The sequence below is a fragment of the Microcoleus sp. EPA2 genome (assembly GCA_020882975.1).
Classification (GTDB): domain Bacteria; phylum Cyanobacteriota; class Cyanobacteriia; order Cyanobacteriales; family Microcoleaceae; genus Microcoleus.
On record JAHRFD010000038.1, the window covers coordinates 30317 to 41879 of the forward strand.

At 41.0% G+C, this 11563-nt stretch carries 11 protein-coding genes; all 11 read right to left on the minus strand.

The genetic code is table 11. The features are described from left to right. Positions 1-12: 12 nt before the first annotated feature. Positions 13-780, minus strand: coding sequence for a TylF/MycF/NovP-related O-methyltransferase (locus tag AAFP14_RS23565; RefSeq protein WP_341734618.1), 768 nt, complete (start codon positions 778-780; stop codon positions 13-15). Between the two features lie 15 nt (positions 781-795). Beyond that, entirely contained in the window at positions 796-1617 is an 822-nt protein-coding gene (locus AAFP14_RS23570) for a phytanoyl-CoA dioxygenase family protein (protein ID WP_341734619.1), read from the minus strand. Positions 1618-1633: 16 nt separating this feature from the next. Next, positions 1634-2491: a phytanoyl-CoA dioxygenase family protein gene (locus AAFP14_RS23575; RefSeq protein ID WP_341734620.1), complete on the minus strand. Its 858-nt coding sequence runs from the start codon at positions 2489-2491 to the stop codon at positions 1634-1636. Next, positions 2488-3246: an SDR family NAD(P)-dependent oxidoreductase gene (locus AAFP14_RS23580; RefSeq protein WP_341734621.1), complete on the minus strand. Its 759-nt coding sequence runs from the start codon at positions 3244-3246 to the stop codon at positions 2488-2490. The genes AAFP14_RS23575 and AAFP14_RS23580 overlap by 4 nt, the downstream gene beginning before the upstream one ends. Before the next feature lie 7 nt (positions 3247-3253). After that, on the minus strand, positions 3254-3832 hold the full coding sequence (locus AAFP14_RS23585; RefSeq protein ID WP_341734622.1) for a Uma2 family endonuclease: 579 nt from the start codon (positions 3830-3832) through the stop codon (positions 3254-3256). Between the two features lie 99 nt (positions 3833-3931). Continuing rightward, on the minus strand, positions 3932-4393 hold the full coding sequence (locus AAFP14_RS23590) for an LIC12192 family sporadic carbohydrate cluster protein (protein WP_341734623.1): 462 nt from the start codon (positions 4391-4393) through the stop codon (positions 3932-3934). Continuing rightward, a complete protein-coding gene (locus tag AAFP14_RS23595) occupies positions 4386-5192 on the minus strand; it encodes a sporadic carbohydrate cluster 2OG-Fe(II) oxygenase (RefSeq protein WP_341734624.1) in 807 nt (268 codons plus the stop codon). Before AAFP14_RS23595 ends, AAFP14_RS23590 begins: the two co-directional genes overlap by 8 nt. Positions 5193-5241: 49 nt before the next feature. Continuing rightward, positions 5242-5901, minus strand: coding sequence for a class I SAM-dependent methyltransferase (locus tag AAFP14_RS23600; RefSeq protein ID WP_341734625.1), 660 nt, complete (start codon positions 5899-5901; stop codon positions 5242-5244). Positions 5902-6023: 122 nt separating this feature from the next. Next, positions 6024-7121 carry a tetratricopeptide repeat protein gene (locus tag AAFP14_RS23605; protein ID WP_341734626.1) on the minus strand — a complete coding sequence of 366 codons (1098 nt, stop codon included), beginning with the start codon at positions 7119-7121 and terminating at the stop codon, positions 6024-6026. A gap of 81 nt (positions 7122-7202) precedes the next feature. Continuing rightward, positions 7203-9932 (minus strand): tetratricopeptide repeat protein, encoded by a 2730-nt coding sequence (locus AAFP14_RS23610; RefSeq protein WP_341734627.1) that lies wholly within the window; start codon positions 9930-9932, stop codon positions 7203-7205. A 213-nt stretch (positions 9933-10145) separates the two neighbouring features. Continuing rightward, positions 10146-11563: tetratricopeptide repeat protein (locus AAFP14_RS23615; RefSeq protein ID WP_341734628.1), on the minus strand; the 1418-nt coding region annotated here is incomplete at its 5' end.

The following is an 11563-nucleotide window of genomic DNA, read 5'->3' on the forward strand; positions in this document are numbered from 1 at the left end:
TACTTCAGTTGTCTATTGTTTGATCAAGTAAGCGCCGGGAACATTATTCCATTCAAATTTCTTGAGTTCTACGTGCTGTCCCTTGAAATATTCTTCTACTGCTTTACTTTCCCCAGACCATTCTAAGATGCCATATTCATCAAATATTACAACTCCCCCTGGCACAACTAATGGATATAAATAATCTAAACCTACTTTGGTCGGTTCGTACATATCAATGTCGAAGTGCAATAATGAAATTCGCAAACCAGGGTTTTTTGCAACAAATTCTGGAATGGTTGCGGTTACATCTCCCACTACCAGTTCAATGCGTTTTTTCCAGCCCACAAAGCGGTCAGCATCAAATATGTCAATTACATCCAGTAATTCTTCATAGAATTTCTCTGGACTAAAACCCCCTTCTACCTTGTGAGACTGTTCGTAGTTAGGCCCATCTTCAGGGCGTAAACCTGTGAATCCTTTAAAATTGTCAAAACCCCAAACTTTCTTAGTGCGATCGCCTATGTTACGCGCTTCCAGAAGATTGGCAAAAGTCATCAAACTCTGACCTCTAAAAACCCCTAGTTCTACAATGTCCCCCGGTAAATCAATAGTGCGACGAAACAGTTCGTAGTGAGCCAGAAACTTTTTAAGAACAGTACGCCTTGCGTAAATCGGAAACCCATTGATAATTTCTATAGGGGAAACTTTGTGTTTAGAAAATAGATCTTCTAAGCGACTTTCAATCTCTTGATCTTTTGTGTATTTTTTTGTGCCGTCAAATTTTTCTGCTTCACTCACTTTCAGCCACCTCATTTAGTTAGTTTTATGGATTTCCCCAGACCAGGGATCGTAAAAAGATTTTGAACTTACAGTATTCGTGCTAAAAGCCCTCATGTCAATACTAAATCTGATAATATTATTTGAGGTATTGAGAGCTGATGCGTGAACAATAGTGGGCGTAAAAAATAGCACATCCCCTAGTTCCATTTGCGGTGAGTACGCAGCGTAGGTTGACTCGTCAAAAAAAGCTCTACTTTCCCAAGCACCGCTGGAACCATGGGTTAAGTTGCCCAACTCTTGAGTCCCTTCGTAAAATGTCACCCCACCTACTTCCTCTGTGATTGGCGTTAAAGGAACCCAAGCAGTAATAAATCTTTCTATATGGGTACTATAAGCACTATCTTGATGGGGTGGTACTATAGTTTGGTCGGCACGAGGCACTTTAAATCGGAGCATGGGAGGATAGTGCAAAAAATATCTCGTTTCGCCGAAAACGTCTGCTACTAATTCTCGCAGACTTAGGGTAGCTAGAAAGTCGCGAATTTCGGCGGACAATCGAGTTTCTAAGTCAAACTCCCCCCTCAAAAAATGGCGTAAATCTTTTGGGAGTCCCATTGCTTCATACTCGACAATACGATCGCTGTGATACCGATAGCTTTCCACCGATGTTACATCTTTTCCCCCAGACCATTCTTGGAAGCGATCGCGCAGGTTGTCAAGCCTTGCCGCTAGGTAATTCTGCATTTGGCGGATAACGGACTGGTCTATAACGTTGTGGCAAACTAGATACCCTTGCTGAGACAGAATTTTAGAGTGAGAAGATTGATATTGTTGATGTTGAGCTTTGTCGATCATATAGTCACTGTTCCAATCATTCCATTCCTTTTAAAGATGCCAATTGAGCGTTATTGTAAGCCTCAGCGGTCTCAGAAACAACTGAACGACTCAGTTTTTCATAGTAGCCTGCTTTTAAAGAGGGGTTAAGGGGTGCTAGGGCATTTACTACCCGAATGTCGGAACTCCAGCGACAAACTAAACCCCGATTCTCTACGCTACCATGCACTGTAGCCAGACTGAAAATTAGCGCCTCACCCACAGCCAGCGGCACTGGGTGCATATCTGCGGTGCAGGATGGATCTATTAGTTTAGGAGCATAGAGAAACCCTAACTGATGTTTGACAGAACCTTTGCTTACTTCAGGATTTTCTATCTGCGTGAGGGAAAAATCGGACTCTGGACGAATGTGAGAGCCTGATAAAACAGATAAAGCACTCTCCGGTGGAACATCAGTATAAGGCACTAAAACAGATAATTCAAAAGGGGAACAGCCGTAATAAGTGTCCCGATGGTAGCCGATATTATCTTGGGGTTTCCCAGGTCGAGTAATTCGCAGGTGAGGCTTACTCTGAATGTTTAAATCTTGTCCCAAAAATGCTTTAAACAAATCAAGTTGAGCGGTGATGACTTTATGCGCCAACTTTTGAGACCAAAAAAATTGAGTTAGCTGGAACTGCAACTCTGTATGATTTTTGTCATCACCAATAACTTCGTGATAATGCTCTAATGTGATGCGCTCGCTTCCCGTTAGCCGCCGCAATTCTGAAAGTAGTGACGCACGAGCGGCATAGACTGGATCTGGATTTGGGAGTTGCACTACTATCCACCCATATTGATAGAAATGGCGTTCTAGTTTTTCTATATTTATCTTGCTGCTAGTTAGCTCAATCACCAAGAACCTCCATCAATAGGCATTACCGAACCAGTACAGAAAGAAGCTTTTTCGGAACATAGCAGAACCACCCAATCACTGATTTCATCCAATTGAGCGAATCGTTTAATTGCCATGCGCCGATCGAGATAGGTTGCAACCATCTCTGGTTGCTCTTGGGACATTTTATCCCAATGGCTACCTTCATGACGAATTGCTCCGGGCATCACGGATGTGATGACCACTCCGTCTGACGCTACTGTACACCCTAAGTTCCGGGTGTAAGCGTTGAGAGCGGCTTTGACAGCACAATAGGCAACTGCTCCTCGACTCAGATTAGCAGCAATTGAGGAAATATGCACTACTCGCCCCCATCGGCGTTGCTGCATGGGGGGAATCAGATAGCGGTTTAACTCTGCGGCAATTTCAAAGTTGAGCCGCCAAACAGAACGCCACTCGGTTACTGTGCAGAAGGGGTCTCTAATTGCTAAAGTTCCCCCTAAGTTGTGGATGATAATGTCAATCTGTTTGTTACCAGACTGGATTTCTTCGATAAGTTCGGTTGGTGCGCTATCGGGTACTAAGTCTTTAGCAATGCCCCAATGACCTTTAGCTTCACCCCCCATTTCCACAACTAAGGAGATAATATCTGCTTCGGTGCGGGCAACAACTCCCACTTGTACTCCTTCCTTGGCTAAAGTTAGGGCGATTTCTCGGCCCAGACCTTGGCTGCCTCCAACTACTAAAGCTGATTTTCCTTCAATTCCTAAGTGCATAAGTCGCTCACTTTCTAAGGGCTTGGAGAAATTCCGTTACAGCATCATACTGATCGTAGTAGATAACGTAACGGCTTAATAAATCAATGTTCAAATCTGGCAACAATAAACTGTGACTAACTTTTTCGTATTCTTCCCTTAAATGGTAAATAGTTATTACCCCATCCTCCCAAAACCAGACTTCGCGAACTCCTATTCTTTTATAGAACTCTAATTTATCCAATCCACCGCTAGTCAATATTACTTCTATTACTAAGTCAGGATTTGGTTTTTTAGTCTCCAAATTGTAAGATTCATCCGGTTCTTTTCTACCTTGAGTTTCTTCACTACCTAAAGTTGCACTACCTCTAATATAAAACCGGATATTTTTTTCTCTCATGTAAGCTTCTATCAGCGATCGCAATGTTCCATTTGTCTCTTCGTGTTCTAAACTTAATGTCATAATTTCTAAAAATCCGTCTAAATAAAACAGTCTGACCCCTGGTACTTCTGCTAAGACCGTATCCAAAGCCTCTAATTGCGACCAGCTTATTCCTAACAAAACGAGATGGTCTTCTATTAAGGGTTCTTGTAATGCTAAGGTCATAGTTTATACTCCTTGTATTTTTTTTTAACTTTAAGCTATGGTTACGCTTACTTATCCTGTTCTTAACTCCTCTAATCTGTTTAGAATAGCATAATATGTTTACTTAAGGGCTTGTAAAAAGAAGTCGTTTAGTTTTAGGTATTCTGACTTTTGATAATAACCTCCCATTGGTGTATTAGGTAAAGTTAAGGCTGCTTGTATCATTTCCTCAAAGTTTTCTATTTCGTTTCTATCTTGAAGTACCATTTCTTCCAACCCTGCGTGTAATTCGCATCCAGCACCTAAAATCCGGTCATAGATTTCCAATCGCGACTCGGTTTTCTGGGGTAACACAAACAGGCTAAATAGGATGATGCCCTCTAGTTGTGGCAATTCTGCCAAAACATCGTACAACATCATATAACATCCAGGCATGGCGTATTCAGTGGCACTGAGTTTATAGGCTAAATTATGTCGCGTGGCGTAGTCGCGAACTACCAAGTTTTGCACGCGGTGAGGGTAATTTACACCTCGTACTGGACGGCTGATAATGTAACCGCGATAACCTGATTTTTTACTCATTGAACCCCCCTGGCATTGTGAATTTCATCCCAATTTTTGAGGCGGGACGCACGGCGATGGGTGCGAAATATTCGCCCAGACGTTTATCTGAGTAAGGTGTAAATAAACCTTTAAATCTAATATTCATAGACCATCTGGTTGTAGATTCTTCGTTGCGTCGATTGCCGTGCATAATAGTCGGAGTAAATAAAACGACATTGCCATAGGGAACTTCCAACCATTCAACTTCGCGTTCGATTGCTTGATAAAGACTTTCTGTTCCTGTCTCTGCAAATTCATGTACTTTTTCTCGCCATCTAGCATCAGCATTGGGCGGTAAAATGAACATACTTTTTGTCCGATAGCAATCAACTAAGGGAATCCATAATACTACTTCAAATGGAGAACATTCTGACCCCCAACTATCCGAATGTAGGGGTAATAAAGAACTGTCATCACCGGGAAGTTGAATACTTAAACCGATGTTGCGCTGCATCACAAGTTCGTTACCAACAATAGTTTCTACTAGGGAACGAGCGCAAGAGAAATAGGCTTCTCGAAACCAAGGTTCTGCCATTAAACCTGATATTATCTGAAGGCGGAAAGAGTTAAGTTTTTCTATTGGTAATAAAGAGGCAATTGTATCTAAAAATTCTCCCGCATCGGTCGGGGTTGCCACTCCTAAAAAATTAGTGGCTAAATCTACTGTTTTGTTTCTGATTTTATCCAGAGTAGATGGATTTTCGCAGGGTTTGATTACATAGCCATTTTGAATAAAAGCAGCACTTAAGTCTGTTTCTGACTTTTGCATAAAGTTCATAATTTATTATGCCTATACCTATACCTAATATTTTGTGAAAATTAAAACCCTACTCAGCGATGAACCAATAGTAATCTCCTTGGTAGTCAACTTCTGCAAACAGTTTAACCCAATCATTGACGTGCATATAGGTCAAGGCTGTTAGGTTCCAGTTGAGCATTCTTTGTTTTTCTTCATCATTGTGCCACGCATCCACAATGATAAAGGCGTGTTGGCGGGTGACGCGCTGAATTTCTCTCAAGGCTTGTTTACAGTCTTCGAGTAGTAAGTTATGAACGGTGTTGATAGAGATAACTAAGTCAAAGGATTTATCGGGGTAGGGTAATTCTTTGGCGTTACCGACTTGCAGATAGGGTTTGACTTCTTCTTTAGCGTTGGCGATCGCGTATTCGGAGATATCGATGCCGGCGATAGTGATGTTGGGCATAAGCTGTTTGAAGTCGTACAGCATGAACCCTTTACCACAGCCGACATCGAGGATGCTGGCGCTATCTGGCAAGTTGTAGTAGTCGCGGAAGCGCTTAACAGTTTCTTGCCAAAAGCGAGGATGGTAGTTGTAGCCGCCGTATCCGTAGAGGCGATCGCCGTCGAAAAACTCTTTGCCAAATTGGCGGGCGATCGATCGGTGTTCTTCGGTAATGAGTTTGGCGCGATCGTCTATGGGACGCTTGCTGCGGGGGTAAAGGTGTAAGAGGTTAATTTCTGTCATTGACGTAAAGTCTTATTTTTAGGAGATTATTTTTTACTTTGTTCACGGCTTAATTTACCAATTTTTGTTTAACTTAATCTGTGACTTCCCCTGTCTTTACCGTTATTATTTTGTTCTTAAACCTAGTACCAAGGCACTAGGGGATGCCTAGCATTTAAGCCAGGACAGATAGGTGTTATATCTTGATTTAATGAAGGAGCAATTGTCAATTGGATCATAATTCTCTCCCCTCTTTTTGGAGCTATGCCTCGATGTAATAGCTCAGAATTTTTGAAAAGCAGCCACGTTCCTGGCAGACCGTCTATTAATGTATTTGAACCATTTTGTAGCCTTAGTTCTGTAGTTCCTATTTCTAAACCAACTCCCGTAAGATAAATCAAAATCTTGAGAGCACTCAATGGAAAACCATCATTATGCCAAGCATTTGCGCCGCCTTCAATCACCCCTGGAGGTGTTTTCTGAACAATAGTGTTAACAATGCGCCAAGGGGTTCCCAAGCAATCTGTTATCGGCTTAACAAGTCCCTGGAGCAATGGCGTTAAGCTATTAAGTTGTTCCGAATCGAGAGCCAGAAATGTGTGGCATCTAATTGCTTCTACAACTTGAGGAGGTAACTTACTAGGTAAATATCCCGGCTGACAATCATCAAGATTAAATTCTTTGGTATGTGCTTTCTTCAGTGATTTTAATAAATTGTCTACTTCAGTCTTAGGTAATAACCCTTGCTTAAACCCAAGCCTAGCAAAATCGGGATCGACTTCTCTGCTATAACCTCTGGCAATTGAAACTGTTCTGACGTACTCCGCATAAACATCCCAAAAATCATGGTAGTGTGTTTCTGTTAATTGAGGTTGAACTTCTATTGCCTGTTGATAGCTGCGAATAGCATCCTCAAATTTACCTTGTTTTGCCAATTCTCTACCTAAATTAAAGTAAACTTCTGCGCCGATTAATCTCGCTGACATTTGTGAGTTGCTTTCCAACTCTAAGCACTCTTTTACCAAAACAGGTTTGAGTGTTTCTGCTGTAGGATTAGAACCTATAATTTCTCTTGAATTGCCTTTATTGGCAATTTTTTTTGTGAGTAAATTATCTGCTTCTGACCACTCAGGGTTGAGTTTAATTAACTGAGAGTATATAGCATCAGCTTCGTCCAAATTACCTTCTTGGTAAAAAAAACTGGCTAAACAATATACTGCGTTAGCATGATCCTGTCTCATTTATATCTCCTTAAGTGTTTTGATTTCAGCCGTTTTATTAACCATTTATCTTTTAAGTTTGTTGATACCGATTCCTCGCCCTTAATTGATGATACTTATCTTGCTAGTAGCTGCTGGCATAAGCCAAGAATATTTACGTAAGAAATCCTTTCCTATTCTACTGAGAGAGCCTTCAAACCCCTTTGCCTGATTTGACAATGCGATGAACTGCTCTTGCAAGTATTTATCATCCTTCGTGTATTGTAGCTTATCTTCTAACCGCTCCAGCATTTCCACTACTAGGTCTTTGATGTCTTCTGGTGTATTGTCTACGATGTTGATACCCCATGACGCAAAAATGTCTGACCGCTCACAGTGACCAATAGGATGAGCCAATGCTTCCGCGAAGGTCAGAAAACGATCCTCGCTTAAAGACCATAGTAGTTTAGGTATGAAAATATCCTTGCCCGAAAGCGGTCTAGTTTCCATAGGTACAAAGTTGGCTAAGGCACAGGGAATACCAAAAACATAAGATAGATGGAATAAACCAGATGTTGTCCCCAGGAAAAAACGGCACTGAGCACACAGAAATACATCCATCCAATCACTGCAAATATCACTATTTGCATAGTCAATTACTCGCTCCATGGGAGGCATGGGTGTCATGGAATAATTGCCCATACGGATGACCCACCCGCCCCGCTCTACAATTGTCTGCACTGCCAAGCTGTAGGTATTGATGTCAGCATTGCGATGGCAAGCAAGACCATGTTTAGCTTCGCTCAGATACCCAGGTTCTCGCACATGAAGACAAACAAACCAAGCATCCCTGGGTATACCGAAGGACTGCAAACAAGCCCAACCTTGTTCGTAGTCATGGTCAGACAGCGTGAGGAGTGGTGAACGAGACTCTGCCTCCCATCTTTTTTGAACTGTTTCCATAAACTCGTGTACCCACACTGTTTTTCCACTAGATAAAGTCTGGGACATCAAGGGTTCTTTTAAGTAACGCACTAGGGGGGAAACAGAATTTATGGCGACCGGATCGGAAATTATGGTAATGTGCGAATGCCAGTAATTGAAGGCATGAGGATTGGCCATCGTCTCTGGAGGTGCTAGCAGAATAGGTTTGCGCGGTGTCAGCAAGCCTAAAACAATCGCTTTCACATAGCAATCTATCAAAGCAAAATGACCGATTCTTCTAGGCCAAAGATTAGTTAAAAATCGGATTCCTAGTTCCTCCAACTGATAAAAATTAGCCCAGTATCGTTGCAACTTAGTGGCTTGATGGCAGAAGTAAATCGCATCTGAATATCTGCCCTTTGGCCAAAGGTGGAATACTATTGAGTCAGCTATTTCTGCCCAGTCACAGTCAGACTTGATATCCAAGGCTCTCTGCCAGCAAGCTTTTGCTTGCTCAAAATCGTCTAGGTGCGTGAAGGCATTTCCCTGGTAAAAGTGTGCTTCAACCCAGTATGGTCGGAGCGAAACCGCCTGTTGGTAGCTTTCTATAGCTTCCCTTGGTTTTAGTAGTTTTATTAAAATGTTACCTAGATGGAAATGGAGGTCTACCCAGTCAGGTTGAAGAGCGATCGCACGTCGGTAAGTTTCTATCGCTTCATCCTGTTTTTCATTGTGAAATAGAGCGTTGCCTAAGTGATAATAAGCTAAAGCCCATTCAGGTTCGATAGCGATCGCTTGCCTGTGACTTTCTATTGCTTCATTTTGTTTGCCTTGAGCTAAAAAAGCGTTTCCGAGATGAAGGTGAGCTAATGCCCAGTCGGGTTTAATGACTATAGCTTTCTGGTAAATATCAACTGCTTCTGCTGATTTACTCAGATTTACCAGTGCATCTGCTAAGTTTAAATGTGCCTCTGCCCAGTTAGGTTTAATGACTATAGCTTTCTTGTAACTCTCAACGGCTTCTGCTAGTTTTCCCTGCTGTGAAAACGCAATTCCTTGGTTATAATGGGTTTCTGCCAAGTTAGGAAAAATGACTAAGGCTTGCTTGTAACTATCTATTGCTTCATCTAACTTACCTTGCTGTGCCTGTACTTTTCCTAACTGATTTAGTACCTCCCCCAAATTTTGGTATGGTTTGGGATCTTTTGGGTTTAGTTCAATTGCGCAGCGATAAGCTGCAATCGCCTCTCGCAAACAGCATGATACGAGTGAGGAAATTAACAGAGAAGTAAATTCTGGTGAGTCTCGAAATCCAGCGACGATTTCTTGACGGGTCATGCCATTATGGAGGCAGTCGAGGTAGTGATTTTTTCCTTCGTGGTCGGGGTCGCGTTTTAGATAAGTGTGGTAAACTTTATCTAAAAAATACTCATCGTTGATGTCATTAGTTGCTTGTATAAAGTCTGCATCGTTGACATGGCAAGGCTCATTTGAATAGTCGTCGATCTGCTCTGTTTTAAGTAAAATTTCTCCTAATCGGCTATATGACTGTAAAGCTCCTGTGTTGATCTGCAACGCAAGCTGATAAAAAGCTTTACCCAAGCTGTTGTAAAATCCATGAAAATTTTGCTTCAGTTTAATGGCAATGCGGTAGGTGGCGATTGCCTCCTCTAGTTGACCTAGTTTTACCAAATTTTCGCCAATATTGTGGTGAGACCAAGCTGAATTGGGGTTGAGTTTTATGGCACGATTATAATAATTGATAGCCTCATCTAGGCGACCCAGTTTGGCGAAGATATCCCCCATGTTGTGATAAGACAAATAAAAAGTTGGGTTCTGCTCAATAGCACTTTTATAGGATTCAATGGATTCCTCTAATTTACCTTCCTGTTTGAGTTTGTTGCCTGCTTGAAAAAAGTTTAATGCCATTGTTATTATCCTTTGTTGTTATCCTTTAAATCATTTTTAATACTTACAACCAACTCACTTACTCAATCCTTTTACAAATCATATTATTCAGCAATTGATGGCTCCCCATATCATATTTTACTACATTAACTTGGAGTATAGATAAATAGTAATTTTATTGGTACTAAATTGTTAAATAATAACAACTTTACTTGAAAAGTATCCAAGTTTTTTTCAATAGGACCATCCAAATCTATCTAACAATCGATTAGGAATCATACTAGATGCTTTTTCTGCTTGTTCCGGTGTGAAAACATCCCGCCATTCATCTACATTCCCTGTGCGATAATGCGTACCTGGCTTAAATTTGGGAGGGGGTGGCATAGTAAATCGCGATCGATCAATTTCATAAAAATCCAAAATAGTATTAAATAGTTCCTGTGAATTTTCTACTAAATCTTCCTGGCTGGTAAATAAAATTTTTGGATAAAATGATGGATTTTCTTCTGCATCAAGCCAACTTTCTATCCACTTGATTGCTCCCGGTAGAGCCCAGTTATCTATCTGCCAGCTTATTTGTTCTGTCAGGGACATACAAAAATAGTTTTTGGGAAGTTGTGAGCAATTAAATATGTGTACAGGACTCCTGTTATATCTGTAGAGATTATTGTGATGAACTTGAGAAAGAGTAACTTGCCGGGGATCTCTAACATTAACAATTAATCGATCGGCAATTAAACTTATTGTTAACAAGTTATAGGGTTCTGCATACAAATGCGCTGACACTAAATTAGAAGTTGAGTTTTTATAGGGTTCTTCAGTCAATAATTGTAAGTAGCTAGTATTTCCCTCAAAAATAGTTAAATATCTCGGATTATCTGCATTATCGCAATTATTGATCAGGTTTTGTAAAGCATTAAAAATGTATGTACTTGCGGATTTAGCCAGGGTAATAAAACACATTCTTCCAATGTTTCCGTGAGAGCGATCTTCGATAAATTTTATTTGATTTGACCGATAATAACTGCGAAAAGCCTCATTTTGCTTGCCTTGTAGCATAAGTGCGTTTCCCAGCTTAAAGTGAAGTTCCACAGACTTAGGGTGAATTTGAACAGCTTTTTGATACCAATCTACCAAATTGTCTATTTGCCCTTGTATCCCCAAAGCTTCCCCTCGTTGAGAGTATGCTTCTATTAAATCAGGTTGCAGTTCTATTGCACGTTCATAACTTTGACAAGCTTCATCATTTTTTTTGAGTTGTAATAAAATATTTCCCAAATGTAGATGTAAGTCCCCTGAATCAGGTTTCATGATAATAGCGTGTTGATATAAAGCTATTGCCTCATCCAATTTTCCCTGTTGCTTAATGGTTTCTGCCCTAGTCAAGAAATTCTTTAGAAATTGTGGTTTGAGAGCTATAGCTGTTTGATAGCTGTCTAAAGCTTCGCTATATTTTTCGAGTTGCCAAAAAGCATTGCCGAGGTGGAAGTGAGCTTCTGCCCAGTCTGGTTTGAGAATTGTCGTGGTTTGATAGCTGTCTAAAGCTTCGCTATATTTTTCGAGTTGCCAAAAAGCATTGCCGAGGTGGAAGTGAGCTTCTGCCCAGTCTGGTTTGAGAATTGTCGTGGTTTGATAGCTGTCTAAAGCTTCGC

Excerpts from the sequence above, each read along its gene's own strand:
- AAFP14_RS23570 (WP_341734619.1), bottom strand. The coding sequence starts at position 1,617 with ATGATCGACAAAGCTCAACATCAACAATATCAATCTTCTCACTCTAAA.
- AAFP14_RS23580 (WP_341734621.1), bottom strand. The coding sequence starts at position 3,246 with ATGCACTTAGGAATTGAAGGAAAATCAGCTTTAGTAGTTGGAGGCAGC.
- AAFP14_RS23585 (WP_341734622.1), bottom strand. The coding sequence starts at position 3,832 with ATGACCTTAGCATTACAAGAACCCTTAATAGAAGACCATCTCGTTTTG.
- AAFP14_RS23590 (WP_341734623.1), bottom strand. The coding sequence starts at position 4,393 with ATGAGTAAAAAATCAGGTTATCGCGGTTACATTATCAGCCGTCCAGTA.
- AAFP14_RS23595 (WP_341734624.1), bottom strand. The coding sequence starts at position 5,192 with ATGAACTTTATGCAAAAGTCAGAAACAGACTTAAGTGCTGCTTTTATT.
- AAFP14_RS23600 (WP_341734625.1), bottom strand. The coding sequence starts at position 5,901 with ATGACAGAAATTAACCTCTTACACCTTTACCCCCGCAGCAAGCGTCCC.
- AAFP14_RS23605 (WP_341734626.1), bottom strand. The coding sequence starts at position 7,121 with ATGAGACAGGATCATGCTAACGCAGTATATTGTTTAGCCAGTTTTTTT.
- AAFP14_RS23610 (WP_341734627.1), bottom strand. The coding sequence starts at position 9,932 with ATGGCATTAAACTTTTTTCAAGCAGGCAACAAACTCAAACAGGAAGGT.